This is a genomic window from Streptomyces sp. NPDC059866, from assembly GCF_042731325.1.
GTDB lineage: Bacteria > Actinomycetota > Actinomycetes > Streptomycetales > Streptomycetaceae > Streptomyces > Streptomyces flavusporus.
Map to the genome: position 1 here is coordinate 322396 of NZ_JBHWJT010000004.1, position 26102 is coordinate 348497.

General features: G+C 70.8%; 20 protein-coding genes and 1 pseudogene. 11 read left to right on the top strand and 10 right to left on the bottom strand.

The features are described 5' to 3' along the window. Positions 1-44 precede the first annotated feature (44 nt). The 3 genes from ACFV7R_RS07915 to ACFV7R_RS07925 form a co-directional block, all read right to left on the bottom strand. Positions 45-437, bottom strand: a complete 393-nt coding sequence (locus ACFV7R_RS07915) for a hypothetical protein (protein ID WP_385261163.1) — start codon at positions 435-437, stop codon at positions 45-47. Between the two features lie 80 nt (positions 438-517). Beyond that, a complete protein-coding gene (locus ACFV7R_RS07920; protein ID WP_385261166.1) occupies positions 518-4237 on the bottom strand; it encodes an ABC transporter ATP-binding protein in 3720 nt (1239 codons plus the stop codon). A gap of 77 nt (positions 4238-4314) precedes the next feature. Then, positions 4315-5331, bottom strand: a complete 1017-nt coding sequence (locus ACFV7R_RS07925; RefSeq protein ID WP_385261167.1) for an esterase-like activity of phytase family protein — start codon at positions 5329-5331, stop codon at positions 4315-4317. A gap of 106 nt (positions 5332-5437) precedes the next feature. Between ACFV7R_RS07925 and ACFV7R_RS07930 the strand changes: the two genes are divergently transcribed. The 3 genes from ACFV7R_RS07930 (at position 5438) to ACFV7R_RS07940 (ending at position 7324) form a co-directional block, all read left to right on the top strand. Continuing rightward, positions 5438-5806 carry a hypothetical protein gene (locus ACFV7R_RS07930; RefSeq protein ID WP_385261169.1) on the top strand — a complete coding sequence of 123 codons (369 nt, stop codon included), beginning with the start codon at positions 5438-5440 and terminating at the stop codon, positions 5804-5806. Positions 5807-5961: 155 nt separating this feature from the next. Beyond that, positions 5962-6765 (top strand): endonuclease I family protein, encoded by an 804-nt coding sequence (locus ACFV7R_RS07935; RefSeq protein ID WP_385261172.1) that lies wholly within the window; start codon positions 5962-5964, stop codon positions 6763-6765. 199 nt (positions 6766-6964) lie between these two features. Then, entirely contained in the window at positions 6965-7324 is a 360-nt protein-coding gene (locus ACFV7R_RS07940; protein ID WP_385261173.1) for a peptidase inhibitor family I36 protein, read from the top strand. Positions 7325-7330: 6 nt separating this feature from the next. On the opposite strand, the gene ACFV7R_RS07945 is transcribed toward ACFV7R_RS07940, so the two are convergent. The 3 genes from ACFV7R_RS07945 to ACFV7R_RS07955 all read right to left on the bottom strand — a co-directional run bounded on the left by ACFV7R_RS07945 (position 7331) and on the right by ACFV7R_RS07955 (position 11504). Beyond that, positions 7331-9016 carry a thiamine pyrophosphate-binding protein gene (locus ACFV7R_RS07945; protein ID WP_385261176.1) on the bottom strand — a complete coding sequence of 562 codons (1686 nt, stop codon included), beginning with the start codon at positions 9014-9016 and terminating at the stop codon, positions 7331-7333. Further along, complete coding sequence (speB, locus tag ACFV7R_RS07950; protein WP_385261177.1) at positions 9013-9981, bottom strand: agmatinase; 969 nt, start codon at positions 9979-9981, stop codon at positions 9013-9015. Before speB ends, ACFV7R_RS07945 begins: the two co-directional genes overlap by 4 nt. A gap of 65 nt (positions 9982-10046) precedes the next feature. Beyond that, complete coding sequence (locus tag ACFV7R_RS07955) at positions 10047-11504, bottom strand: sodium:solute symporter (protein WP_385261179.1); 1458 nt, start codon at positions 11502-11504, stop codon at positions 10047-10049. 183 nt (positions 11505-11687) lie between these two features. On the opposite strand from ACFV7R_RS07955, the gene ACFV7R_RS07960 reads away from it, so the two are divergent. Together ACFV7R_RS07960 and ACFV7R_RS07965 are read left to right on the top strand one after the other, a co-directional pair. Continuing rightward, positions 11688-13283, top strand: coding sequence for a PucR family transcriptional regulator ligand-binding domain-containing protein (locus ACFV7R_RS07960; RefSeq protein WP_385261180.1), 1596 nt, complete (start codon positions 11688-11690; stop codon positions 13281-13283). Positions 13284-13359: 76 nt separating this feature from the next. Next, positions 13360-14148, top strand: coding sequence for a phosphatase (locus ACFV7R_RS07965; protein ID WP_385261183.1), 789 nt, complete (start codon positions 13360-13362; stop codon positions 14146-14148). Here the strand turns inward: ACFV7R_RS07965 and ACFV7R_RS07970 are convergent. From ACFV7R_RS07970 to ACFV7R_RS07980, 3 genes are all read right to left on the bottom strand, one after another. Then, positions 14141-15013, bottom strand: coding sequence for an acyl-CoA thioesterase (locus ACFV7R_RS07970; RefSeq protein WP_385261185.1), 873 nt, complete (start codon positions 15011-15013; stop codon positions 14141-14143). The two genes, ACFV7R_RS07965 and ACFV7R_RS07970, sit on opposite strands and share 8 nt — an antisense overlap. Positions 15014-15048: 35 nt before the next feature. Then, positions 15049-16206 carry an acyl-CoA dehydrogenase family protein gene (locus ACFV7R_RS07975; protein ID WP_385261187.1) on the bottom strand — a complete coding sequence of 386 codons (1158 nt, stop codon included), beginning with the start codon at positions 16204-16206 and terminating at the stop codon, positions 15049-15051. A gap of 112 nt (positions 16207-16318) precedes the next feature. Next, the gene (locus ACFV7R_RS07980) at positions 16319-16912 is read right to left on the bottom strand and encodes a TetR/AcrR family transcriptional regulator (RefSeq protein ID WP_385261189.1); all 594 of its coding nucleotides are present in this window, start codon (positions 16910-16912) and stop codon (positions 16319-16321) included. 86 nt (positions 16913-16998) lie between these two features. Here ACFV7R_RS07980 and ACFV7R_RS07985 point away from each other — a divergent pair, with 86 nt between their 5' ends. From ACFV7R_RS07985 to ACFV7R_RS08005, 5 genes are all read left to right on the top strand, one after another. Next, positions 16999-18615 carry a carboxyl transferase domain-containing protein gene (locus ACFV7R_RS07985; protein ID WP_385261191.1) on the top strand — a complete coding sequence of 539 codons (1617 nt, stop codon included), beginning with the start codon at positions 16999-17001 and terminating at the stop codon, positions 18613-18615. A gap of 8 nt (positions 18616-18623) precedes the next feature. Beyond that, positions 18624-20540, top strand: a complete 1917-nt coding sequence (locus ACFV7R_RS07990) for an acetyl/propionyl/methylcrotonyl-CoA carboxylase subunit alpha (RefSeq protein ID WP_385261193.1) — start codon at positions 18624-18626, stop codon at positions 20538-20540. Continuing rightward, positions 20537-21484 (top strand): hydroxymethylglutaryl-CoA lyase, encoded by a 948-nt coding sequence (locus ACFV7R_RS07995; protein ID WP_385261196.1) that lies wholly within the window; start codon positions 20537-20539, stop codon positions 21482-21484. Before ACFV7R_RS07990 ends, ACFV7R_RS07995 begins: the two co-directional genes overlap by 4 nt. A gap of 6 nt (positions 21485-21490) precedes the next feature. After that, on the top strand, positions 21491-22651 hold the full coding sequence (locus tag ACFV7R_RS08000; RefSeq protein ID WP_385261197.1) for an acyl-CoA dehydrogenase family protein: 1161 nt from the start codon (positions 21491-21493) through the stop codon (positions 22649-22651). Between the two features lie 102 nt (positions 22652-22753). Continuing rightward, positions 22754-23692, top strand: a complete 939-nt coding sequence (locus ACFV7R_RS08005) for a hypothetical protein (RefSeq protein ID WP_385261198.1) — start codon at positions 22754-22756, stop codon at positions 23690-23692. A 78-nt stretch (positions 23693-23770) separates the two neighbouring features. Here the strand turns inward: ACFV7R_RS08005 and ACFV7R_RS08010 are convergent. Continuing rightward, positions 23771-24220: pseudogene (locus ACFV7R_RS08010) on the bottom strand (pyridoxal-phosphate dependent enzyme); the annotation flags it as partial. Positions 24221-25045: 825 nt separating this feature from the next. On the opposite strand from ACFV7R_RS08010, the gene ACFV7R_RS08015 reads away from it, so the two are divergent. Then, entirely contained in the window at positions 25046-26092 is a 1047-nt protein-coding gene (locus ACFV7R_RS08015) for an ABC transporter substrate-binding protein (RefSeq protein WP_385261201.1), read from the top strand. Positions 26093-26102: the final 10 nt, after the last annotated feature.

A 26102-nucleotide genomic window follows, 5' to 3' on the forward strand; every position in this document is an offset into this window, starting at 1 on the left:
GTTCACACCAGGGGGGTTTCAGGCACACGCGCCTGACCAGGGGTTCAGCACAGGATCCAGCCCGAACTCACCGAGCCCCCGCTCACCGAGCCCTTGACCCACACGCACCGGTTCCCCACGTACACGAGCGGCGTGCTGATGCGGCGGGTGCGTTTGTCCTTGCGGATCACCGGGCGGTGGCCGCGCGCCTGCACGCTGGCCGACATCGTCCGCTCGCGGCCGGGGTTCTTGGCCAGCGTGACGGCGCAGACGTAGCGGCCCTGCTTGTAGACGTGCACGGTGCCGGTGGAGAACGGGAGGGTCCTGACCTTGCGGCCGGTGCAGGAGGCGGCCGCCTGTGCCTCGGCCGGTGCCGCGAGTGCGAGCAGTCCGGACGCGGTCAGTACGGCCATGCCGAGCGCGAGCCCCCGCCGTATCCCTGTCGCTCCCTTGTCCACTTCGCCCGTCCCTCCCGTACCGCGACACATGGCGTACGGGTGTACGGACGCACGACGTATGTCGGATGGTTGCACGACCGTCAGTGGGACGCGGTGACCGGCTCCTCCGGCTCCGGTGCACCGACGAACGTCCGCCACAGTTCGGCGTACCGTCCGCCGCGCGCCAGCAGTTCCTCGTGTGTGCCGTCCTCCACGACGCGGCCGTGGTCCATCACCACGACCCGGTCGGCCCGGGCGGCGGTGGTCAGCCGGTGCGCCACCACGAGGGTCGTACGGCGTCCTGCCAGCCGGTCCGTCGCCTGGTTGACCTGTGCCTCCGTCGCCAGGTCGAGTGCGGCCGTCGCCTCGTCGAGGAGCAGCACGTCCGGGTCGACCAGCTCGGCGCGGGCCAGCGCGATCAACTGCCGTTGCCCGGCGGAGAGGTTGCGGCCGCGCTCGGCGACCTCGTGGAGGTAACCGCCCTCCAGCGTGGCGATCATCTCGTGTGCGCCCACCGCGCGGGCCGCCGCCTCCACCTCGGCGTCGGTGGCGTCCGGGCGGCCGTAGGCGATGGCGTCGCGGACGGTCCCGGGGAAGAGGTACGCCTCCTGCGGGACGACGCCGAGACGGTGCCGGTACGAGGTGAGGTCGAGGGCACGCAGGTCCTGGCCGTCGACGGTGACCCGGCCGCTGGTGGGGTCGTAGAACCGCGCCACCAGCTTGACGAGGGTCGACTTGCCCGCGCCGGTCTCGCCGACGAACGCGACGGTCTGCCCGGCGGGGACGGTGAGGTCGATGCCGCTGAGAGCCTCCTCCTCTTTCCCGTAGGCGAAGTGCACGTCCTCGAAGGCGATGTCGCCGCGCAGTGAGCGGACGTCGCGGGGTTCGCCGGCCGGCTTCGTGGACGTCGGCTCCTGCAGCAGCTCCTGGATACGGCCGAGCGAGACGGACGCCTGCTGGTAGCCGTCGAAGACCTGGGAGAGCTGCTGCACGGGAGCGAAGAACAGGTCGATGTACAGCAGGTACGCGACCAGCGCGCCCGCGGTCAGCGTGGCCGCCTCGACCCGCCCGGCACCCGCGATCAGCACCGCCGCCGCGGCGGCCGACGACAGGAACTGCACGAACGGGAAGTACACGGAGATCAGCCACTGGCCGCGGATCCGGGCCTGCCGGTAGCTGTCGCTGCGCTCCGCGAAGCGCCGTCCGCCGTCCCGCTCACGCCGGAAGGCCTGCACGATCCGCAGCCCGGACACCGTCTCCTGGAGGTCGGCGTTGACCGACGACACGCGCTCACGGGCGAGTTCGTACGCCTTCACGCTCGCGCGGCGGAAGAAGTAGGTGGCGATGATCAGCGGCGGCAGCGTGGCGAACACGACCAGCGCGAGCTGTACGTCGATCACCAGCAGGGCGACCATGATGCCGAAGAAGGTGACGACCGAGACGAACGCCGTGACCAGGCCCGTCTGCAGGAACGTCGACAGGGCGTCGACATCGGTCGTCATCCGGGTCATGATCCGGCCGGTCAGCTCCCGCTCGTAGTAGTCGAGTCCGAGCCGCTGGAGCTGGGCGAAGATCTTCAGCCGGAGCGAGTACAGCACGCGTTCGCCGGTCCGGCCGGTCATCCGTGTCTCGCCGATCTGCGCGCACCACTGCGCGAGCACCGCGAGCAGAGCCAGCAGCGAGGCCGCCCACACGGCGCCGAGGGCGGCCTGGGTCACGCCGCTGTCGATGCCGTGCCGGATCAGCACGGGCAGCAGCAGTCCCATGCCGGCGTCGACGGCGACGAGGCCGAGGCTGACCAGCAGGGGCAGTCCGAAGCCTCGCAGCAGCCGCTTCAGCCCGTACGACTCCTCCGGCCGGACCGCGCGGGCCTCGTCGACCTCGGGGGTGTCGGTGGCCGGGGGCAGGGCGTCGACCTGGGTGAGGAGTTCGGGGGTGGCGGGGGTCCCGGCGAGCGCGGTGTCCTTCGGCTCGCGGTCGCCGGTCCACAGGCGGGGGGTGACCCCGCGCTCCGCGTCGAACTCGGCGTCCAGTTCGTCGCGTACGGAGGTGTCCTCCGGCGGGACGGCGGGCTGGGCGTGGCCCGGGGAGACGCCGCCGAGTCCGTCGGGGTCGGTGAGCAGGCGGCGGTAAAGGGCCGAGCGGCGCTGGAGCTCCTCGTGGGTGCCGAGGTCGGCGAGGCGGCCTGCGTCGAGGACGGCGATGCGGTCGGCGAGGTTGAGGGTGGAACGCCGGTGCGCGATCAGAAGCGTGGTCCGGCCCTGCATGACGTGCCCCAGCGCCTCGTGGATCTCGTGCTCGACACGGGCGTCCACGGCGGACGTGGCGTCGTCGAGGACGAGCAGACGCGGGTCGGTGAGGATCGCGCGGGCGAGCGCGATGCGCTGACGCTGGCCGCCGGAGAGGGTCAGGCCGTGCTCGCCGACCGTGGTGTCGTAGCCGTCGGGGAGCTCGGCGATGAAACGGTCCGCCTGGGCGGCACGGGCGGCGTTCTCGATCTCCTCCTGGGTGGCGTCCGGGCGGCCGTACGCGATGTTGTTGCGGACGGTGTCGGAGAACAGGAACGAGTCCTCGGGGACCAGCCCGATCGCGGACCGGAGGGAATCGAGGGTCAGCTCACGGACGTCGTGCCCGCCGACGAGGACGGCGCCGCGCGTCACGTCGTAGAAGCGCGGGAGAAGGAGGGAGACGGTCGACTTTCCGGAGCCGGAGGAGCCGACGACGGCGAGGGTCTCGCCGGGGCGGATCTCGAAGCTGAGCCCCTGGAGGACCGGCTTGGAGTCGTCGTAGGCGAAGGAGACGTCGTCGAACTCGACGGTCGCGGGGGCGTCGGCGGGGAGTTCCTTGGTGCCGTCGGCCAGCGAGGGCTCGGTGTCGATCAGCTCCAGGACGCGTTCGGTGCCGGCGCGGGCCTGCTGGGCGACGGTGAGGACCATGGCCAGCATGCGGACCGGGCCGACGAGCTGGGCGAGGTAGGTGGAGAAGGCGACGAACGTGCCGAGCGTGATGTGGCCGCGCACGGCCAGCCAGCCGCCGAGCGCGAGCATCGCGACCTGGCCGAGGGCGGGGACGGCCTGCAGGGCCGGGGTGTACTTGCTGTTCAGACGGATGGTGCGCAGCCGCCCGGCGTACAGCTTCCGGCCGACCTCGCGCAGCTTGCCGGTCTCCTGGTCCTCCTGCCCGAATCCCTTCACCACGCGGACGCCGCTGACGGCACCGTCGACCACGCCCGCGACGGCGGCGGCCTGGGCCTGCGCGTACCAGGTGGCGGGGTGGAGCTTGGAGCGGGAGCGCTTCGCGATGAACCAGAGAGCGGGGGCCACGGCCAGGGCGACCAGCGTGAGCGGCAACGACAGCCACGCCATGATCACGAGGGAGATCAGGAAGAGCAGGAGGTTCCCGATGGTCATCGGGAGCATGAAGAGCAGGCTCTGGATCAGCTGGAGGTCGCTGGTGGCCCGGCCGACGACCTGACCGGTGGACAGCTCGTCCTGACGGCGGCCGTCGAGCCGGGTGATCGTCCCGAACATCTCCGTCCGCAGGTCGTGCTGGACGTCGAGGGCGAGGCGGCCGCCGTAGAAGCGGCGGATGTAGGTGAGGACGTAGACGAGCAGCGCGGCGCCGATGAGGGCACCGGCCCAGGGGGCCATGCCCCGGGTCCGGTCGCCGATCACATCGTCGATGATCACCTTGGTGATCAGGGGGACCAGGGCCAGGACGGCCATGCCGGCGAGCGAGGAGCCCAGGGCCAGGACGACGTCCTTGGGATATCGCCAGGCGTAATCCCACAGTCTCCGTGCCCATCCCCGTTGCGGTGCCACGCCGGTGCCCTCCTGCAGTTCTGATCTTCCGGAAGGCACCAACGTCCACGGAAGCGGATTTCATCCCTCCGCAACGATCACGTACGCACGCGCAGCGAGTAGAACCGCGTCGTCTGGACCGCGTTCTGGTTGTCGTCGCTGGCCAGGAGGACGTTCAGGCGGCCCTTGGTACGGCCGGTGATCGTCATGGCCTCGATGTTGTCCAGGAGCGGGTTGGGCTGGGGCTGCTTGGCGGTGGCTCCGAGGTCGGGGCAGTCGGCGATGTCGGCCAGCAGCGTCTTCTTGATCAGTCGTACGCCGTCCTGTCCCGTCAGGTTGTCGATCCCGCTGGTGTCCGTGGCGCGGCGCGGGTCGGCGAGGTACAGGCGGACGGTGTTGCCGACGCCGGCGGTGAAGCCGCGCTCCAGGACGAGCAGACGGCCGTCGGGGGTCGCGGTGACCTCGGGGACACCGAGACCGGTGTCGGCGCGGTAGGCGTACTGGGCGCCGAGCGCAAAGCTGCCGTGGTGACGCTTCCAGGTCTGGAGGCGGACGATGCCCGCGCTGTCACCGGAGAGCGCGTACTCCATGGAGGCGATGAGCGTACGGCCGCCGGGCAGCATGGTCAGCCCCTCGAAGGTGCCGTTGCCGACGGCCCGCCCGGCCGGGGCGACCCGGAGCGCGTCCGGCACGGGGAGCCGGTCGAGGATCCGGCCGTCGCGCGAGTAGCGGCGTACGGAGGGCTCGGTCTCGGAGGAGACGAGGTACGTTCCGTCCCGGTCGACGACCAGACCCTCGGCGTCGAGCGCGGCACCGCTCTCGTCGGCGAGCTGGACGACGGCCTTCGGCGCGAGCGTCCTGCCGTCGAGGCCGAAGAGGGAGGAGCGGTCGGAGAGGGCCGCGAGCGAGCTGTCGCGGTCCATCGCGAGCGCGGAGAAGTTACCGACGTATGAGCCCTCGTACGTCGTCTTGTCGAGGGTGTCGGAGTAGCCCTCGATGGAGACGGAGGGTGAACAGGCGTTGTTCTCTTGGGCGTTCGCCGGGCCGGCGGCGGTCAGACAGGTGGCCGCCGCAAGTCCCGCGGCGGCGGTCGCGAGTACGTTTCTCAGGCGCATGGGCGTCACCGTAGGGCGGGCCGGTGACGGTGGGGCGGCGTCTGCATGAAACGTCCGGCGCCGACGCCAGGTTCATGCAACCTGGCGTCCCGGGCATGCAGGGAACATGCCGAAGCAGAGACACCCCGAGCACTTCGCGTGCGGACAGCTCCACGCGGCCCTGTGGACACTGCGCCTCCTCGCGGCTCCCGGGGGGACACCGCCGCCACCGGAGGATTTCCTCAAGAAGGAAAAGCCGTCGACATTCTTCAAGGAGAACCTCGCCGCCGTCGACAACCTCTTGCAGGCGACGGTCCGGGGAGGCGCTCATCGGGACGCGGCGGTGGCCGTGTTCCGTGAAATACCGGACCTTCTTCCGGCGACTGGGAAGATCCCGCCCGACACCATGGGAGAGAACCCGCAGAACGCCTTCTCGGACGGATACCGCAAGAAGCGCGCCGACCACGACGAGCGGTTCGGCGCCCTCCTGAGCTGACCCCACGCCAAAACGGCCTCCAACCACACCAGTTGGGGGCCATTTTGACGGACTCCGTCACACACCCGACACGCCACGTTCACACCACGGAATGCATGTCCATGCCACACTCCGTTCGCCCGCTCACTCAACCCGCGTAGAACGGACGCCCCCACATGCCCGCGACGCACACCCGCCGCTGGAAGACCGTGGCGCTCGCCACGTCGGCCGTACTGCTCGGCCTCACGCTCCCCACCCTGGCCGCGACCCCGGCCGGCGCGACGACCACCGCGTACGACGACACGTACTACCAGGACGCGATCGGCAAGACCGGCACCGCGCTGAAGGACTCCCTCCACACGATCATCAGCGACCAGACGGCGATCTCGTACTCCGCCGTCTGGAGCGCCCTGAAGGTCACCGACCAGGACCCGAACAACAGCAGCAACGTGATCCTGCTGTACTCCGGCATCTCCCGCAGCAAGTCCCTCAACGGCGGCAGCACCGGCAACTGGAACCGCGAGCACGTGTGGGCCCAGTCCCACGGCGACTTCGGCACCTCGGCGGGCCCCGGCACGGACCTGCACCACCTGCGCCCGGAGGACGTGCAGCTCAACAGCATCCGCGGCAACAAGGACTTCGACAACGGCGGCAGCCCGGTGAGCAACGGCGGCGGCAGCCTCACCGACTCCAACTCCTTCGAGCCCCGCGACGCCGTCAAGGGCGACGTGGCCCGCATGATCCTGTACATGGCCGTCCGCTACGAGGGCGACGACAGCTGGCCCGACCTGGAGCCCAACGACTCCGTCAGCAACGGCAGCGTCCCCTACCACGGCCGTCTCTCGGTCCTGAAGCAGTGGAACGACGAGGACCCGCCGAGCGCGTTCGAGGAGCGCCGCAACGAGCTCATCTACGACTCGTACCAGGGCAACCGCAACCCGTTCATCGACCACCCGGAGTGGGTCGAGGCGATCTGGTGACCCGCGGGCGCCGGTGCCGCGGGCCCATGCGCCCCGCGCACCGGCGCCTGCTCCACCAGGAAGATCACCTCGCCGAGCTTCGGGTTCGCTCCAAGAGGTGGTGTACGCGACAAACCCGGGCAAGTCGGCCCGTCCCGTCGGGAGCATGGCAGTGCCTCGGCAACTCCGCCGGGGCGCACCGGAGTTCTCGAGGAGTGCCATGAAGCTTCGTTCCTGGTCCGTCGCAGCCGCCCTCGCCCTGACCGCCCTCGTCCTGCCGGCCCACGGTGCCGGCGCAGCCGAAGCCGCCGCCCCGCCCGCCTGCCCGGACGGGTCGGTGTGCTTCTGGAGCGGCGAGGGCTTCCGCGGCAGCTACTGGGAGTGGACCGCACGCAGCGGCTATCGCGACATGCCGCCCAGCCTGCACGACCACGTCGGCTCGGCCGTCGCGAGCACCCGCGCCTGCTTCATCAACTGGAGCCCGGTCGAGAAGCGCGACGTCTTCAACGGCGACTGGCGCTCGCGCTACCTCGGCGACTTCGGCGGCCGTATCGACGGGGTCGGTCCGGGCGCCTGTTAGCGCGCGTCAGTCCAGGTGCGTCGGTGCGAACATCCGGAGTACCGCCGGGAGGACGACCACCGACGGGCCGGGTGACGCCAGCGCCTTCGCCAGGTCCTGCTCCAGCGTTCCGGGTGTCGTACGGACGCCCGGGACACCGAAGGACTCGGCCAGCGCCACATAGTCGGGGCGGGTGAGTTCCGTCGCCGTGGCCTGGCCGAAGGCGTCCGTCATGTACTCGCGCAGGATGCCGTAGCCGCCGTCGTCGACGATCAGCCAGGTGACGTTCAGGTCGTACTGGCGGGCCGTCGCCAGCTCGGCGATCGAGTAGAGCGCGCCGCCGTCGCCCGACACCGCCAGCACCGGGCGGGTGGGGTCGGCGGCGGCCGCGCCCAGGGCCGCCGGGAAGCCGTAGCCGAGGCCGCCCGCGCCCTGGGCGGAGTGCATGGTGTTGGGGGCCTTCGGGTCGAAGGCCGACCAGGCCCAGTACGCCAGGATCGTCATGTCCCAGAAGGACGGCGACTGCGACGGAAGCGCCCGGCGGACCGACGCCAACACCTCCTGTTCCAGGGTGAGTTCCTGGGCGGCGATGCGCTCACCCACACGGGACAGCAGATCCCGTACCCGCTCCGGGGCCGTTTCGTCCTCCCGCTCCGAGACCGTCTCCAGCAGCGCCTGCAGAGCGAGGCGGGCGTCCGCGTGGATGCCGAGCGCCGGGTGGTTGGACTCCAGCTTCCCGAGGTCCGCCTCGATCTGGACGACCCGGCCGCGGGGCTTGAACGTGTGGTAGTTGGAGGACAGTTCGCCGAGGCCCGAGCCGACCACCAGGAGTACGTCCGCGTCCTCCAGGAAGTCCGTGGTGTACCGGTCCTCGATCCAGGACTGGAGCGACAGCGGGTGCGTCCAGGGGAACGCGCCCTTGCCGCCGGGGGTCGTGACGACCGGTGCCTGGAGCCTCTCCGCCAGCTGCTTCAGCTTGCCCGAGGCGTCCGCCCGTACCACTCCTCCACCCGCGATGATCGCCGGACGTTGCGCACGGGACAGCAGGTCGGCGGCCACAGCGGTCAGTTCGGGGCGCGGGGCCAGCTCCTCGGGGAAGGCGTCGCCGCCCGTGACCACCGGGATCGCCGTCTCGGCCAGCAGCACGTCCTGCGGGATCTCCACCCACACCGGCCCGTGCGGGGCCGTCAGCGCCGACTTCCAGGCCGCCTCGACGGCGGACGGGATCTGCGACTGGGTGCGAACGGTGTGGACGGACTTCACCACGCCCCGGAACGAGGCCGCCTGGTCGGGCAGTTCGTGCAGATAGCCGTGCCGGCCGCCGCCCAGCCCCGCCGTCGGGATCTGGCTGCTGATCGCCAGCACGGGGGCCGAGGCGGCCGCCGCCTCCTGGAGCGCGGCCAGCGAGGTCAGCGCCCCCGGACCCGTCGACAGCAGCAGCGGCGCCGCCTCACCCGTGATGCGGCCGTACGCGTCCGCCGCGAACCCGGCGTTGTTCTCCACCCGCAGACCGATGTACCGCAGATCCGAGCGGCGCAGCGCGTCGAACATGCCCAGCGCGTGCTGGCCGGGCAGGCCGAAGACGGTCGTCGCGCCGAGCCCGGCCAGCGTCTCCACGACCAGGTCTCCGCCGTTGCGGCCGGGGGGAGGGTTCAGCGCGGCCTCCGTCTGGGCCGCGGTCGGGCGGAGTACCAGGTCGTGGTCGTGGGTCACTTCGAGCGCGCCTCAGCAATCTGACGGGACATGATCGTGGTCAGTTCGTACGCCGTGTGGGAGGCCGCCACCGACGTGATCTCGGCGTGGTCGTAGGCGGGGGCCACCTCGACGACGTCCGCCGAGACCAGGTTGCAGGATGCCAGCCCGCGCAGGATCTCGAGGAGTTCGCGGGAGGTCATGCCGCCGGCCTCGGGGGTGCCGGTGCCGGGCGCGTGCGCCGGGTCGAGGCAGTCGATGTCGATGGAGATGTACAGCGGGCGGTCGCCGATGCGCTGGCGCAGCTGGTCGGCGATCTCGTCGACGCCGCGCCGCATCACATCCGCCGACGTGACGATGCCGAAGCCCATCTTGGCGTCGTCGTCCAGGTCCTGCTTGCCGTACAGCGGGCCGCGCGTACCGACGTGCGACAGCGCCGACGTGTCGAGGATGCCCTCCTCCACCGCACGCCGGAAGGGAGTCCCGTGCGTGTACTCGGCGCCGAAGTACGTGTCCCAGGTGTCGAGGTGGGCGTCGAAGTGCAGCAGGGCGACGGGGCCGTGCTTCTTCGCCACCGAGCGCAGCAGCGGCAGCGCGATGGTGTGGTCGCCGCCGAGGGTCATCAGACGGGCGCCGGTGCCGAGCAGTTCGTCGGCGGCCGCCTCGACGGTCTCCACGGCCTCGTTGATGTTGAACGGGTTGACGGCGATGTCGCCGCCGTCGGCGACCTGGGCGAGGGCGAACGGGGAGGCGTCCTGCGCCGGGTTGTAGGGGCGCAGCAGCCGGGACGCCTCGCGGATCGCGTTGCCGCCGAAGCGGGCGCCCGGCCGGTAGGAGACGCCCGAGTCGAACGGCACGCCGACCACGGCGACGTCGGCGCGGCCGACCTCGTCGAGGCGCGGCAGCCGGGCGAAGGTCGCGGGACCGGCGTACCGCGGGATGCGGGACGAGTCGACGGGGCCGCGGGGCGTCTCGTTGCTGCTCATCGGGAACTGCCTTCTTTCTTACGCTTCATCGCGTATGTACAGCTATGTACTACTGCCATACGACTCTACTGGTGTGCCGGGACCGCCTCGGCCACGGGTTCGGGTGCCCGCCCGGCCAGTCGCTCGCGCCAGGCGGCGAGGACGGCCTCGTCGGTGGCGGGAGTTGCCAGGGAGACGATCAGGTATGCGGCCAGCGAGGACAGCAGGCCGTAGTAGACGGGCTCGTTGGCGAGGATGCCGAAGGTCGCCATCAGCACGATCACCGCGAGGCCGCCGACGGCGACCGAGGCGAGGGCGCCCTGGGCGGTACCGCGCTTCCACAGCAGCCCGCCGAGGATCGGTACGAGCAGCCCGCCGACGAGCAGGTTGTACGCCACCGTCAGCGCCTCGACGACGTCGTTGAGCGCGATCGCCGTGCCGATCACGGCGAGGCCCATGAGGAGGATGAAGGCGCGGTTGCCCTTGACCTCGTCGTGCTCGCCGTCCGGCCGGACGATGCCCCGCAGCCGCGACCAGATGTCGTTGTTGGCGACGGTGGCGCAGGCGATGAGGGCGCCGGAGGACGTCGACATCACGGCGGCGAGCGCGGCGGCCAGCACCAGCCCGCGCACGCCGACGGGGAGTTCGTCCTTGACGATGGTGGCGAAGGCGTCGTCGGCGCTGGCCAGGTTGGGGTAGAGGACCTTGGCCGCGGTGCCGATGACGGCGCCGGCGAGGGCGTACACCAGGCAGTACGTGCCGGCGACCGTGCCGCCCCACTTCGCCGTCGTGTCGCTGCGCGCGGTGAAGACGCGCTGCCAGATGTCCTGCCCGATGAGCATGCCGAACGTGTAGATCAGCACATAGGTGAAGATCGTCTCGCCGCCGATGCCCAGCGGGTCGAAGTACTCCGTGGGCAGCTGCGCCTTCATCTCGCTGAAACCGCCGGCCTTGACGACCGCGATGGGCAGCAGGAGCAGCAGGACCCCGATCGTCTTGACCACGAACTGCACCATGTCGGTCAGCGTGATCGACCACATGCCGCCGAGCGTGGAGTACGCGACGACGATCGAGCCGCCCAGGATGATCGCGAGGGTGCGGTTGATGTCGAAGAGGACGTCGAAGATCGTGGCGTACGCGATGGTCGACGTCACCGCGAGCATGAGGGTGTACGCCCACATGACCACGCCCGAGATCACACCGGCCCGGCCGCCGTATCTGAGATCCAGCATCTCGGAGACGGTGTAGACCTTCAGGCGGGCGATACGGGCGGAGAAGAAGATGCTCAGCGCGAGCAGGCCGAGGCCGATGGTGAACACCATCCACGCGCCGGAGAGCCCGTACTGGTAGCCGAGCCCGACGCCGCCGATGGTGGACGCGCCGCCGAGGACGATCGCCGCCATGGTGCCGGAGTACATGGAGGGGCCGAGGCGGCGGCCCGCGACCAGGAACTCGCTCTTCGACTTGGCGCGGCGCATGCCCCACCAGCCCACGGCCAGCATGCCGGCCAGATAGACGACGATCACGATGTAGTCGACGGCCATGGGGGGCCTCCTTCACGCGCTCTCGGTGGCGTGTCGTGCAGATGGGGTGTGCGGTGGCTTCTCGCGGGGACATCCGCCCGTACCCGCGGCCACCGGTCCGGACCGACACTAGGTGGCCGGAAAGCGACTGCGAAGTGTACGTTTCATCCATCCGGGCCGAACGGAATGGAGGGAACGCACACCATGCCGGACCCAGCGGTTCCCCCCACGCCACCCGTGCCCCTCGCTTCACTCCTGGCCCGCGAGGACCTGGCCCTGCGCCAGATCGCCGGGCCGTCCGGTCCCGGCATCGTCATCCACTGGGCGCACACCTCGGAGATGTCGGACCCGTATCCCTACCTCCTGGGCGGCGAGCTCCTGCTCACGGCCGGCGTGCACATCCCGGAGGCGGCGGGATCGGGGACCTACTTCGACGACTACGTCTCCCGGATCGTCGCGGCGGGCGGTGCGGCGCTCGGCTTCGGTGTGGCGCCCGTGCACGACACGGTGCCGCGGGCGCTGGTCGCGGCCTGCGACACCCACGAGCTGCCGCTCCTCGAGGTCCCGCCGCAGACCACCTTCTCCGGCGTGGCCCGCGCGGTCTGGCAGCTGATGGCCCAGGCCCGGCTCGCCGAACTGCGCCGCGTCACCGAGGCCCAGCAGAGCCTGGCCGCGGCGGCGTCCCGCCCGGACCCGGTGGCCTCGGTACTGCGACAGCTGGCCCAGCGGATCGGCGGGTGGGCGGTGCTGTACGGGCCGGAGGGGTCCCGGATCGCCGAGGCGGGCCGGGCTCCGGAGGGCGGGGTGAGCGGGGCGCTGGCGGAGCTGGCGGCGGTGGTACGTCCGGACGGCATGCGCGCGACGCCGGGCGAGGCGCCGGGAAGCCCACCGGCAACGGCAGCCGGCCGCCCGGCCCCGGCCCGCACCACGTCCCCGGCCGTCGCGACCGGCCGCACCACCCGCACCTCGGCCCCCACGACCGGCCGCGCCATTCCCACCTCGGCCACCGACACCGTCGCCGGCACCCACCTCGCCGCCTACGCCCTCGGTGCCGGCCAGGGTTTCGTCCTCGGCGTCGCCGCACCCCACCGCGAACCCGGCGCCCACGCCATCGCCTCGGTCGCCGCCGTGCTGCTCTCCCTCCTCACCGGCGAGCAGCAGAGCGGTACGGGAGCGGCCAGGTCGTCGGCGCTCGTACGGCTGCTGCTGGGCGCCGAGCCGGAGACGGTCGCGCCGCTGCTCGGCGGGGAGCGGTGGCTGGTCGTGCACGCCCGGCCGGACGCGCACGCTCCCGACCAGGTGGCCGCCTCCGCGCTGGGCGCGGCGCTCGGTTCGCCGCTGGTCGACCTGGCCGAGGACGTCGTACGGATCCTGCTGCCGGCGGACCGCGAACCCGCCCCGCACCCCGGCTGGACCCTGGGCGTCAGCGCCCCCGTCGCCCCGCACGACTGGCCCGCCGCCGACGCCCGGGCCGCCCGCGCACTGGCCCGCGCCCGCGCCACCCGCGCCGCCCTGGTCCGCCACGACCCCCGCCCCGGTCTGACGGGCCTGGTCCCCCCGGCCGAGGCGGAGGCCCACGCCCGCACCCTGCTCGCCCCGGTCACCGCCACCCCGGCCCTGACCGAGACGCTGCGCACCTGGCTGTCCCTGCACGGCAGTTGGGACCGCACGGCGGTGGCCCTGTCGGTGCACCGCAACACCGTGCGGCAGCGCATCGCCCGGTGCGCGGCGCTGTTGGAGGCGGACCTGGACGATCCGGACGTACGGATGGAACTGTGGTTCGCGCTGCGGCTGTTGTGACCTGGGGTGAGTGACCCACGTCCCAGCCTGCGGGACGTCCGGGACGGCCCCAGGGACGTGCCTCACAATGGGAGCCATGCCGATACCCGGGACACCCAGCCGCGCCGAGCTCGTCGAGCACCTTGTGAAGACCCGTATCGCGGGCGACGTCGCCACCCCGCGTGAGAACAACCTCTCCCACTACCGCCAACTGTCGAACGGCGTCCGCAACTTCTGGCTCGGCCTGGAGCTCGGCGACCGCTGGACCGACGAGCAGGACGTGCTCGCGGTGATGGCCGAGCGGGTCGGCGTGAACGACGACCCCGAGTACCGGTACGGCCAGGACACCATCGACCCCGAGCTCACCGTGGCCGCTCTGGAACGGCTCGCGGCACGGTTGCGCAAGGCGGCGGACAGCAGGCAGCGGGTGCTGTTCGCCACCGGCCACCCCGGCGGCCTGCTCGACGTGCACCGCGCCACGGCCGCCGCACTGCGCACCGCCGGCTGCGAGATCGTGGTGATCCCGGACGGGCTGCAGACGGACGAGGGCTACGTCATGCAGTTCGCGGACGTGGCGGTGCTGGAGCACGGCGCGACCCTGTGGCACACCCACTCGGGGGAGCCGATGAAGGCCATCCTCACCGCCATGGAACAGGGCGGCCGCGCCCTGCCCGACCTGGTCGTCGCCGACCACGGCTGGGCGGGCTGCGCCGGCCAGCACGGCATCGACTCCGTCGGCTACGCCGACAGCAACGATCCGGCCCTGTTCCTCGCGGAGGCGGAGGGGACCGTCCAGGTGACGGTCCCCCTCGACGACCATGTGGTCAGCCCCCGGTACTACGACCCGATGACGGCGTATCTGCTGTCGGAGGCGGGGCTCACTTAGCCCGCGGTGCCCGCACGACCCCTTCCTGGATCACCGAGACGGCCAGGCGGCCGTCCTGGGTGTAGATGCGGGCCTGGCCGAGACCCCGGCCGCCGTACGCCGACGGGGACTCCTGGTCGTACAGGAGCCACTCGTCGGCGCGGAACGGCCGGTGGAACCACATCGCGTGGTCCAGCGAGGCCCCGACCACGTCCCCGACGGCCCAGCCGCCGCGGCCGTGCGCGAGCAGCACGGAGTCGAGGAGCGTCATGTCGGAGACGTACGTGGCGAGGACGATGTGCAGGAGGGGATCGTCGGCGAGCTTGCCGTTGGTGCGGAACCAGACCTGCGAGTGCGGCTCGCGGGGCTCGCCGAACTGCCCGTACGGCGGCTCGTCGACATAGCGCAGGTCGACGGCGGCGCGCGCCTCGAGGAACCTCTCGACCACCTGCGGGTCGATGTGTCCGTACCCGCTCAGCCGGTCCTCGGAGGTGGGGAGCGTGACGGGGTCGGGGGCCGGGGGCATCGGGGCCTGGTGCTCGAAGCCTTCCTCGTACTTCTGGAAGGACGCGGACAGGGCGAAGATCGGCTGCCCGTGCTGGATCGCGACGACCCGGCGGGTGGTGAAGGAGCGACCGTCGTTCATGCGGTCGACGGTGTAGACGATGGGCGCGCCGGCGTCGCCGGTGCGCAGGAAGTACGCATGCAGGGAATGCGGGGTCCGGTCCTCGGGGACCGTACGTCCGGCGGCGACGAGCGCCTGGGCCGCGACCTGTCCGCCGAAGACGCGCGGGACGACGGCGGACTGGGACTGGCCGCGAAAGATGTTCTCCTCGATCTGCTCCAGGTCGAGCAGATCGAGGAGAGACTGAAGTGCCTGGTTCATGGCCACTTTTCTACTGGCCAGCAATTTCCGGAACCTTACAGGCCCATGTCCTTCGCGATGATCGTCTTCATGATCTCGCTGGTGCCGCCGTAGATGCGGTTGACGCGGTTGTCCGCGTACAGGCGGGCGATCGGGTACTCGTTCATGAAGCCGTAGCCACCGTGGAGCTGGAGGCAGCGGTCGATGACGCGGTGCGCGACCTCGGTGCAGAACAGCTTGGCGCTGGCAGCCTCGGCCGGGGTCAGTTCACCGGCGTCGAGGGCCTCCGTGGCGCGGTCGGCGACGGCCTCGGCCGCGTCCACCTCGGCCTGGCAGGCGGCCAGCTCGAACTTGGTGTTCTGGAAGTGCGCGACCGGCTTGCCGAAGACGGTCCGCTCCTGCACGTACTGCTTGGCGAACCGGACGGCGGCCTTGGCCTGCGCGTACGCGCCGTAGGCGATGCCCCAGCGCTCGGAGGCGAGGTTGTGGCCGAGGTAGTAGAAGCCCTTGTTCTCCTCGCCGAGCAGGTCCTCGACGGGCACCTTGACGTCGACGAACGCCAGCTCGGCGGTGTCGGAGGTCTTCAGGCCGAGCTTGTCCAGCTTGCGGCCGACGGAGTAGCCCTCGGCCTTGGTGTCCACGACGAAGAGGGATATGCCGTGGCGGCGGTCCTCGGCGGTGGGCGCGGCGGTGCGGGCGCAGACGATCATGCGGTCGGCGTGGACGCCACCGGTGATGAAGGTCTTGGCGCCGTTGAGGACGTAGTGCGTGCCGTCCTCGCTCAGCTTGGCGGTGGTCTTCATGCCCGCGAGGTCGGAGCCGGTGCCCGGCTCGGTCATCGCGATCGCCCACATCTCCTCACCGGAGACGAACTTCGGCAGGAACCGCTTCTTCTGCTCGTCGTTGGCGAGCATCTTGATGTACGGCAGGCCGAGCAGCACGTGCACGCCGGAGCCACCGAAGGTCACGCCCGCGCGGGCGGTCTCCTCGTAGAGCACGGCCTCGAACTTGTACGAGTCGATGCCGGCGCCGCCGTACTCCTCGTCCACACGGATGCCGAAGACGCCGAGCTCGGCGAGCTTGTAGTAGAACTCGCGCGGCGCCTGCCCCGCGGCGAACCACTCGTCGTACACCGGTACGACCTCGGCCTCGATGAAGGCGCGCACGGTCTCCCGGAACGCCTCGTGATCCTCGTTGAACACCGTACGGCGCACGCCGCCACCTCCACCGGTACATGTCTAAGCGCTTGCTCAGGCAACCGTACCGGCGAGTACGAACCCGCGTCCAGAGTGATCCCCCCGTAACGCTCGTCACGCCCCGCCCGCGCTACTCCTCCCCCACCGCCGCGAACGCCCCCCGCGCCATCCGGTGCAGCAGCTCCGCCGTGGCCCCCCGCCCCGGAAGCGAACCCGGCCTGCCCAGGTGGGGCGTCGAGTTCAACAGGCCGAAGACCGAGTGGACGGCCGAGCGGGCCGTCGGTTCGGACAGGCCCGGGTAGAGATCGCGGACCACCTCCACCCACAGTTCGACGTACTGCCGCTGGAGCTGGCGGACCAGCTTGCGGTCGCTGTCCCGGAGGCGGTCCAGCTCGCGGTCGTGCAGGGTGATGAGCGGGCGGTCGTCGAGCGCGAAGTCGATATGGCCCTCGATGAGCGAGTCGAGGACCGCCTCGGGGTCCCCGTCCGCCTCGGCGACCCTGCGCTTCCCGCCGGTCAGCAGCTGACCGCTGATGCCGACGAGCAGCTCGGCGAGCATCGCGTCCTTGCCCGCGAAGTGCCGGTAGAGACCGGGGCCGCTGATCCCGACCGCGGCGCCTATCTCGTCGACTCCGACCCCGTGGAAGCCGCGCTCGGCGAAGAGCCGGGCGGCCTCCTTGAGGATCTGCTCGCGGCGGGTGGGGGCGTCGGTTCTGGTGGCCATGGACTTGATTCTAGACAGGGAGGTTAGCGGTCGTTAACCTGAAGGAAATGCGTTAACGCTCATTAACAAGGTGAGGGGACCGCAGGATGCTTCAGGCACCGGAGCTGCACAGCGCGGCAGACCCCGCGTCGCAGACCTGGCGCGCCAACGAGGAGGCGCACCGCGCCCTCGTCGAGGAGCTGCGCGCCAAGCTGGCCGCCGCCCGGCTCGGCGGCGGGGAGAAGGCCCGCGCCCGGCACACCGCGCGCGGCAAGCTGCTGCCGCGCGACCGCGTCGACACCCTCCTGGACCCGGGTTCGCCGTTCCTGGAGCTGGCCCCGCTGGCGGCCGACGGGATGTACGACGACCAGGCTCCCGCGGCGGGCGTGATCGCCGGGATCGGGCGGGTGAGCGGCCGGGAGTGTGTGATCGTCGCCAATGACGCCACCGTCAAGGGCGGGACGTACTACCCGATGACGGTGAAGAAGCACCTGCGGGCACAGGAGGTGGCGTACGAGAACCGCCTGCCGTGTGTGTATCTGGTCGACTCCGGCGGCGCCTTCCTGCCCATGCAGGACGAGGTCTTCCCGGACCGTGAGCACTTCGGGCGGATCTTCTACAACCAGGCGCGGATGTCCGGCGCCGGGATCCCGCAGATCGCCGCCGTGCTGGGCTCGTGCACGGCCGGCGGCGCGTACGTTCCCGCGATGAGCGACGAGGCCGTGATCGTCCGGAACCAGGGGACGATCTTCCTCGGCGGCCCCCCGCTCGTGAAGGCCGCCACCGGCGAGGTCGTCACCGCCGAGGAGCTCGGCGGCGGCGACGTGCACGCGCGCGTGTCCGGTGTCACCGACCACCTCGCGGAGGACGACGCGCACGCCCTCCGGATCGTGCGCACGATCGTCTCCACCCTCCCCGCGCGCGGGCAGCTGCCCTGGGAGGTGCAGCCGGCCGTCGAACCGAAGGTGGACCCGTACGGGCTGTACGGCGCGGTGCCGGCCGACCCCCGCACCCCCTACGACGTGCGCGAGATCATCGCGCGCGTGGTGGACGGCTCCCGTTTCGCCGAGTTCAAGGCCGAGTTCGGGCAGACCCTCGTCACCGGCTTCGCCCGGATCCACGGCCACCCGGTCGGCATCGTCGCCAACAACGGCATCCTCTTCTCCGAGTCCGCGCAGAAGGGCGCCCACTTCATCGAGCTGTGCGACCAGCGGGGGATCCCGCTGCTGTTCCTGCAGAACATCTCCGGGTTCATGGTGGGCAGGGACTACGAGGCCGGGGGCATCGCCAAGCACGGCGCCAAGATGGTCACGGCCGTCGCCTGTACGCGCGTACCGAAGCTGACGGTGGTGGTCGGCGGCTCGTACGGCGCGGGCAACTACTCCATGTGCGGCCGGGCCTACTCCCCCCGCTTCCTGTGGATGTGGCCGAACGCCAAGATCTCCGTGATGGGCGGCGAGCAGGCCGCCTCCGTGCTGGCCACGGTCAAGCGGGACCAGCTCGAGGGACGCGGAGAGTCCTGGCCCGCCGAGGAGGAAGAGGCCTTCAAGGCCCCGATCCGTGCGCAGTACGAGCGTCAGGGGAATGCCTACTACGCGACGGCCCGCCTCTGGGACGACGGGGTGATCGACCCCCTGGAGACCCGGCAGGTGGTCGGCCTGGCCCTGACCGCGTGCGCCAACGCGCCTCTGGGTGAGCCCCAGTTCGGCGTCTTCCGGATGTGAGGGGACCGATGTTCGACACCGTTCTTGTGGCCAACCGCGGCGAGATCGCCGTCCGTGTCATCCGTACCCTGCGGTCGCTCGGCGTGCGCTCCGTCGCCGTCTTCTCCGACGCCGACGCCGACGCCCGGCACGTACGTGAGGCCGACTCGGCGGTACGGATCGGTCCGGCACCGGCGGCCGAGAGCTATCTGTCGGTGGAGCGGATCCTTCAGGCGGCGGCTCGGACCGGCGCGCAGGCCGTCCACCCCGGGTACGGCTTCCTCGCCGAGAACGCCGGTTTCGCGCGCGCCTGCGCCGAGGCCGGGCTCGTCTTCATCGGGCCGCCCGCCGAGGCCATCGCCCTGATGGGCGACAAGATCCGCGCCAAGGAGACGGTGAAGGCGGCCGGCGTGCCGGTCGTCCCCGGCGGCCGCGACCCCGAACTGGCCGAGGCCGCCCGGGAACTGGGCGCGCCCGTGCTGCTCAAGCCGAGCGCGGGCGGCGGCGGCAAGGGCATGCGCCTGGTGCGGGACCTGAACCGGTTGGACGAGGAGATCGCGGCGGCGCGACGCGAGGCGGCGGCTTCCTTCGGCGACGACACCCTCCTCGTGGAGCGCTGGATCGACCGGCCCCGGCACATCGAGATCCAGGTCCTGGCCGACGGCCACGGCAACGTCGTCCACCTGGGCGAGCGCGAGTGCTCGTTGCAGCGGCGGCACCAGAAGATCATCGAAGAGGCGCCGAGCGTGCTCCTGGACGAGGCCACGCGCGCGGCGATGGGCGAGGCGGCGGTCCAGGCGGCACGCTCCTGCGGCTATGTCGGTGCGGGCACGGTCGAGTTCATCGTCCCGGGCGTGGATCCGTCGTCGTACTACTTCATGGAGATGAACACCCGCCTCCAGGTGGAGCACCCGGTCACCGAGCTGGTCACGGGCCTGGACCTGGTGGAGTGGCAGCTGCGGGTGGCGGCGGGCGAGCGGCTCGCCCTCACCCAGCAGGACATCACCCTCACCGGGCACGCCATTGAGGCCCGTATCTGCGCCGAGGACCCCGCACGCGGGTTCCTCCCCTCCGGCGGCACGGTGCTGCGGCTGCGGGAACCGCAGGGTGACGGTGTCCGTACGGACTCCGGGCTGAGCGAGGGCACGGAGGTCGGCAGCCTGTACGACCCCATGCTGTCCAAGGTGATCGCGTACGGGCCGGACCGCGCGACCGCCCTGCGGAAACTGCGCGCCGCCCTCGCGCAGACGGTGACGCTGGGCGTGCAGACCAACGCCGGTTTCCTGCGGCGGCTGCTGGCCCATCCGGCGGTCGTCGGCGGCGACCTGGACACCGGGCTGGTCGAGCGGGAGGTCGAGGGACTGGTCTCGACGGAGGTGCCGGAGGAGGTGTACGAGGCGGCGGCGGCCGTACGTCTCGATGCGCTGAAACCTCGCGCACAGGGCTGGGAGGACCCGTTCTCGGTGCCGAGCGGCTGGCGCCTGGGCGGCGCACCGAAACCCGTCGGCTTCCACTTGCGGGTCTCCGACCCCGTGGAGTACGTCCCGCGCGGCACCCACATCGTCGCCGAGGACCACGTCTGCGTCGCCCTCGACGGCGTACGCCACACCTTCCACCGCGCCGCCGACTGGTTGGGCCGCAACGGCGAGGCATGGCACGTGCGCGACCACGACCCGGTCGCCGCCTCCCTCTCCCGCGCCGCCCACTCCGGCGCCGACTCGCTCACCGCCCCCATGCCGGGGACGGTGACGGTGGTGAAGGTCGCCGTCGGCGACGAGGTGAGCGCCGGTCAGAGCCTGCTGGTCGTCGAGGCGATGAAGATGGAGCACGTCATCTCCGCCCCGCACGCCGGCACCGTCACCGAACTCGACGTCACGCCCGGCACGACGGTCGCCATGGACCAGGTGCTGGCGGTCATCGCCCCGGCAGCGGAGGAGACGCCATGAGCACCCCGGAACTGGGCCTCCCCATGGTCGTACCGGCCCCGGACCTGCCCGCCCGGGTGCGGATCCACGAGGTCGGCGCCCGCGACGGACTGCAGAACGAGAAGGGCGCCGTCCCGACGGAGGTGAAGGCGGAGTTCATCCGCCGCCTGGCCGACGCGGGCCTGACCACCATCGAGGCCACGAGCTTCGTCCATCCCCGGTGGGTGCCCCAACTGGCGGACGCGGAGCAGCTGTTCCCGCTCGTCCGGGATGTGCCGGTCGAGCTCCCGGTCCTCGTGCCGAACGCCCGCGGACTCGACCGGGCACTGGCGCTGAACGCGACCCGTATCGCCGTCTTCGCCAGTGCCACCGAGTCCTTCGCGAAGGCCAATCTCAACCGCACGGTCGACGAGGCGCTGGCCATGTTCGCGCCGGTGGTCGCGCGGGCGAAGGCCGAGCAGGTGCACGTCCGCGGCTATCTGTCGATGTGCTTCGGCGACCCGTGGGAGGGCCCGGTCCCGATCCACCAGGTCGTGCGCGTCAGCAAGGCCTTGATGGACATGGGCTGCGACGAGCTGAGCCTGGGCGACACGATCGGCGTGGCGACGCCGGCCCATGTGCAGGACCTGCTGTCCCAGCTGAACAAGGAGGGCGTGCCGACCTCGGCGATCGGCGTGCACTTCCACGACACCTACGGCCAGGCCCTGGCCAACACCCTGGCCGCCCTCCAGCACGGCGTCACCACCGTCGACGCCTCCGCGGGTGGCCTCGGCGGCTGCCCGTACGCCAAGTCCGCCACCGGCAACCTCGCCACGGAAGACCTCGTGTGGATGCTGCAGGGCCTCGGCATCGACACCGGCGTCGACCTCGGCCGTCTCACCGCCACCAGCGTGTGGATGGCCGACCACCTGGGCCGACCCAGCCCGTCCCGCACCGTACGAGCCCTCTCCCACCAGGAGCAGTGACGCACCATGGACCACCGACTCTCCCCCGAGCTGGAAGAACTCCGCCGTACCGTCGAGGAGTTCGCACACGATGTGGTCGCCCCCAAGATCGGCGACTACTACGAGCGGCACGAGTTCCCGTACGGGATCGTCCGCGAGATGGCCCGCATGGGCCTGTTCGGGCTGCCGTTCCCGGAGGAGTACGGCGGCATGGGCGGCGACTACCTCGCCCTGGGTGTCGCGCTGGAGGAACTGGCCCGCGTCGACTCGTCGGTGGCCATCACCCTGGAGGCAGGCGTCTCGCTGGGCGCGATGCCGATCTTCCGTTACGGCACCGAGGAGCAGAAGCGGCAGTGGCTCCCCCGCCTGTGCACGGGCGAGATCCTGGGCGCCTTCGGCCTGACGGAGCCCGACGGCGGCTCGGATGCGAGCGCGACCCGTACGACGGCCCGGCTGGACGAGTCGACGAACGAGTGGGTGATCAACGGCACCAAGTGCTTCATCACCAACTCGGGTACGGACATCACGGGTCTGGTGACGGTGACGGCCGTGACGGGCCGGGACGCCGACGGCAGACCGCAGATCTCGGCGATCATCGTCCCGTCCGGCACCCCTGGCTTCACGGTCGCGGCCCCCTACTCGAAGGTCGGCTGGAACGCCTCGGACACCCGGGAGCTCTCCTTCTCCGACGTCCGGGTGCCCGCGGCGAACCTGCTGGGCGAACCGGGCCGCGGCTACGCCCAGTTCCTGCGCATCCTCGACGAGGGCCGGATCGCCATCGCGGCCCTCGCCACCGGCCTGGCGCAGGGCTGTGTGGACGAGTCGGTGACCTACGCGAAGGAACGTCATGCCTTCGGCCGCCCGATCGGCGCCAACCAGGCCATCCAGTTCAAGATCGCCGACATGGAGATGAAGGCCCACACGGCCCGCCTGGCCTGGCGCGACGCGGCGTCCCGCCTGGTGTCCGGCGAACCCTGCAAGAAGGAGGCGGCCCTGGCGAAGCTCTACTCCTCCACGATCGCCGTCGACAACGCCCGCGACGCCACCCAGATCCACGGCGGCTACGGCTTCATGAACGAGTACCCCGTGGCCCGTATGTGGCGCGACTCCAAGATCCTGGAGATCGGGGAGGGGACGAGCGAGGTGCAGCGGATGCTGATCGCGCGGGAGTTGGGGCTGGCGGGCTGAACACCCAGCGGTCTCGGCATAGGCCACAGGCAAAGTCACCCATACGGCTGAACCCGCTCCGTTCACCCGCCGGAACGCACGCGTCCCACTACGTTCCGTCACATGGTCAGCTCAGCACACGAGGCGTTGCACCAGATCTTCAGGGAGGACCCGGGCCTGCTCGCCCGGGCCCTCCCGAAGGCCGGCATCGCCTTCCCGGAACCCATGGCGATCCAGCGTCTGGACACCGATCTCACGGAGATCAAGCCGCTGGAACGCCGTGTGGACACCCTGTTCCGGTTCGACACCGCGGACACCGGAAGCTATCTGCTCGCCGTGGAGTCCCAGGGCAGGAAGGACCCGGACAAGCTCAACAGCTGGACGTACTACTTGGCACACCTCTACGCCAAGTACGAACTGCCACCGATCCTCCTGGTCATGTGTCAGGACAAGGCCACCGCGTCCTGGGCCGCGGAACCGATCCGGATCGGCCTGCCCACCTGCACCAGCATGGCGGTCTTCCCGCTGGTCCTGGGCCCGGACAACCTCCCGGCAATCACCGACCCGGACGTGGCGGCGCACGACCTCCCCCTCTCCGTCTTCTCCGCCCTCACCCACGCCAAGGACCCCGCCCTCCCTGCGATACTTGACGCGCTGGCAACGGCGCTCGCCAACACCGGTGGCGAGACCGCGCAGAACTGGGCGGAATACACCGAGATCGGCCTGGGCGACGCCCAGACCCGCGCATTCTGGAGGCACCTGTTGGCCACGTACACCCCCCGCTTCCCGGGCCGCGGCACAATCATCGAGGAATCCATCAACAAGGGCATCGCCGAGGGCAAGGCCAAGGGCATCGCCGAGGGCCGCGCCGAGGGCATCGCCGAAGGCCGCGCCGAGGGCCGCGCCGAGGACATCCTCCGTATCCTCCAGCTCCGCGGCATCGACATCCCCGAAGCCGCCCGGGAGCGCATCACCAGCTGCACCGACCTGGACACCCTCGGCGCCTGGTTCGACCGGGCGCTCACCGCCGCCAGTGCGGAAGAGCTGTTCGGGGAGGCGTAGCCGCAAGCGCCGTAACGCAGCCAAGGCGCCGGCCGGGTGCGCCACCCACCCGTACGTCCCCGGTGCGTGAACGTCCCCTCACTCGGCGGTCCAGTCGGCGTTCGCGCCGCAGAGGACCAGGCATGGCAGGTCTCCGGGAACCCGGCCGGCCAGCCACGCGGCGAACGGGACGGCCGCAGCCGGTTCGACCGCGATCCGGCACTCCTCCCACAGCCGGTCGCGCGCCTCAAGGATCTCCTCATCGCCGACCAGCACGGACGACACGTCGTGCGCGGCCAGCACACCGAAGGGGACCACTCCGACCCGGCTCGCACCGGTCGCGGAGGCGGCGACGGAGTCCACGGCCGAGTCCACCGGCTCTCCCGCGACGAGCGCGTCGTGCAGGCAGCGGCAGCGCTCCGGTTCGACGGCGACGACACGGCGCCCGGCACTCGCAAGTGCGGTACCGGCGGCAAGACCACCGCCGCCGACGGCCGTCGCGATCGCGTCGACACCGGGTGCGTCGGCCACGATCTCGGCCGCCACGGTGGCCTGCCCGAGCGGCCATAGCCCACCGGATCTTCACCCATTGTTGCTGCGTTATGGGTCTTGATCCGAAAGGCGACCGAGTCGCTCGGCGAGGGCAGCGCTGTACTCCGGCTGAGCCAGGACGGACATCGCCGCTTCTTGTCTGCGATGGAGCGCGTCGACGTCCTGGCGCAACGTGCGAAGGTGCGCGCGCATCCGCAACCGCGTCTGCCATGGGTGCCACAGCGCCCGGAGCAGGTGTTGGGCTGCCGCCTGCCGATACTCCTCACAGTGCGTCATGAGCTCTTCGAGCGACTCATCCAGGCAGGACCGCCGTGACGCCCAAACACGCCGTGACAAGCAGTCGTGCCCCGACCAACTGCCGCGACGGACTCTCCCTCCGGCTCGGCACGATGTCGCACTTCGCACAGAAAAGGTCCGAGCGTGAGCGGGCTGCTGAGCCCGGGAAAGACCGAACTCACGTGAAGCACGCAAGGGGGACCCGACATGACTGCCAGACACCCGGCGGGCGCGGGCTCACCGGTCACACCGTATGGCCGTCCATCAACTGCCGCGTCCACACCGGCGGACGGCCCGGCTTGATGCCCTGCGGCAATAACGGCTCCGGCCGGGCCAGGCCCTGGTCGAGAGGGGAAAGGCGGCCTGAATCCCAACGACCATTGATTCCAATGAAGTTGGGCCTCGCCCCGTGAAGCAGCAAAGCCTATGAGGGACTCACAGGTTTCGATTGCCAGGGGCCCACCCCTGGACAAGATCTGAGGTTAGGCTAACCTACCTTTCGAATTGTCCGGCGGCGCTCCGCCCTGTTCGAAAGCAGCCACACCCATGCCCAACGCCCGTGCCACCCACCTCACCCGCCGCGGCATACTCGCCGCCGGTGGTGCCCTCGGCCTCGGCGCCGTGCTCGCAGCCTGCGGCGACGAAGACACGAACAGCGGCGGCTCGGACTCGACGGCGTCCGCCAAGGCCTCCGGCCCCTGGTCCTTCAAGGACGACCGAGGCACCACGGTGAAGCTCGACAAGGTGCCCGCGAACATCGTCGCGTTCACCGGTGTCGCCGCCGCCCTCTACGACTACGGCATCCAGGTCAAGGGCGTCTTCGGCCCGACCAAGACGTTGGACGGCAAGGCCGACGTCCAGGCGGGCGACATGGACGTCAGCAAGCTGACGATCTTCGGCAACAAGTTCGACCAGTTCAACGTCGAGCAGTACGCGGCCTTCCAGCCCGAGGTGCTCATCTCCACCACGTTCGACGACGCCGGCACGCTCTGGTACGTCCCGGAGGCCTCCAAGGACAAGATCGCCAAGCTCGCCCCGAGCGTGGCCATCTCGGTGTACGACCGCCAGATGCCCGAGCCGCTGCAGCGCATGGCCGAGCTGGCCGAGTCGCTGGGCGCCGACCTGAAGGCGACGAAGGTCGTCGAGGCGAAGAAGCAGTTCGAGGCCGCCGCCGAGCGGCTGCGCAAGGCCGCCAAGGCCCGGCCGGAGATCAAGGTGCTGGCCGGTTCCGCCGCGCAGGACGTCTTCTACGTCTCCGGCTCGAATTACTCCATCGACCTGGAGTACTTCAAGGCCCTCGGCGTGAACCTGGTGGAGCCCTCGGAGGAGGCGAAGAAGGCCACCGGCGGCTGGTTCGAGAGCCTGAGCTGGGAGAACGCCAACAAGTACCCGGCCGACGTCATCATCATGGACGACCGCGCCTCGACCATCCAGCCCGCCGACATCACCGAGGGCACCTGGAAGGCACTGCCCGCGGTCAAGGCCGGCCAGGTCATCTCCCGGTCCCCCGAGCCGATCCTGTCCTACGACAAGTGCACTCCGCTGCTCGACAACCTCGCCGAGGCCATCGAGAACGCCAAGAAGGTCAGCTGACCCCTGACGA

Bases quoted from the DNA above. Each gene is read 5' to 3' on its own strand.
- ACFV7R_RS07985 (WP_385261191.1), top strand. From the start codon at position 16,999: ATGCTTCAGGCACCGGAGCTGCACAGCGCGGCAGACCCCGCGTCGCAG.
- ACFV7R_RS07980 (WP_385261189.1), bottom strand. From the start codon at position 16,912: ATGGCCACCAGAACCGACGCCCCCACCCGCCGCGAGCAGATCCTCAAG.
- ACFV7R_RS08015 (WP_385261201.1), top strand. From the start codon at position 25,046: ATGCCCAACGCCCGTGCCACCCACCTCACCCGCCGCGGCATACTCGCC.
- ACFV7R_RS07955 (WP_385261179.1), bottom strand. From the start codon at position 11,504: ATGGCCGTCGACTACATCGTGATCGTCGTCTATCTGGCCGGCATGCTG.
- ACFV7R_RS08005 (WP_385261198.1), top strand. From the start codon at position 22,754: ATGGTCAGCTCAGCACACGAGGCGTTGCACCAGATCTTCAGGGAGGAC.
- ACFV7R_RS07960 (WP_385261180.1), top strand. From the start codon at position 11,688: ATGCCGGACCCAGCGGTTCCCCCCACGCCACCCGTGCCCCTCGCTTCA.
- ACFV7R_RS07940 (WP_385261173.1), top strand. From the start codon at position 6,965: ATGAAGCTTCGTTCCTGGTCCGTCGCAGCCGCCCTCGCCCTGACCGCC.
- ACFV7R_RS07970 (WP_385261185.1), bottom strand. From the start codon at position 15,013: ATGAACCAGGCACTTCAGTCTCTCCTCGATCTGCTCGACCTGGAGCAG.
- ACFV7R_RS08000 (WP_385261197.1), top strand. From the start codon at position 21,491: ATGGACCACCGACTCTCCCCCGAGCTGGAAGAACTCCGCCGTACCGTC.
- ACFV7R_RS07990 (WP_385261193.1), top strand. From the start codon at position 18,624: ATGTTCGACACCGTTCTTGTGGCCAACCGCGGCGAGATCGCCGTCCGT.
- speB (WP_385261177.1), bottom strand. From the start codon at position 9,981: ATGAGCAGCAACGAGACGCCCCGCGGCCCCGTCGACTCGTCCCGCATC.
- ACFV7R_RS07995 (WP_385261196.1), top strand. From the start codon at position 20,537: ATGAGCACCCCGGAACTGGGCCTCCCCATGGTCGTACCGGCCCCGGAC.
- ACFV7R_RS07930 (WP_385261169.1), top strand. From the start codon at position 5,438: ATGCCGAAGCAGAGACACCCCGAGCACTTCGCGTGCGGACAGCTCCAC.
- ACFV7R_RS07965 (WP_385261183.1), top strand. From the start codon at position 13,360: ATGCCGATACCCGGGACACCCAGCCGCGCCGAGCTCGTCGAGCACCTT.
- ACFV7R_RS07935 (WP_385261172.1), top strand. From the start codon at position 5,962: ATGCCCGCGACGCACACCCGCCGCTGGAAGACCGTGGCGCTCGCCACG.
- ACFV7R_RS07925 (WP_385261167.1), bottom strand. From the start codon at position 5,331: ATGCGCCTGAGAAACGTACTCGCGACCGCCGCCGCGGGACTTGCGGCG.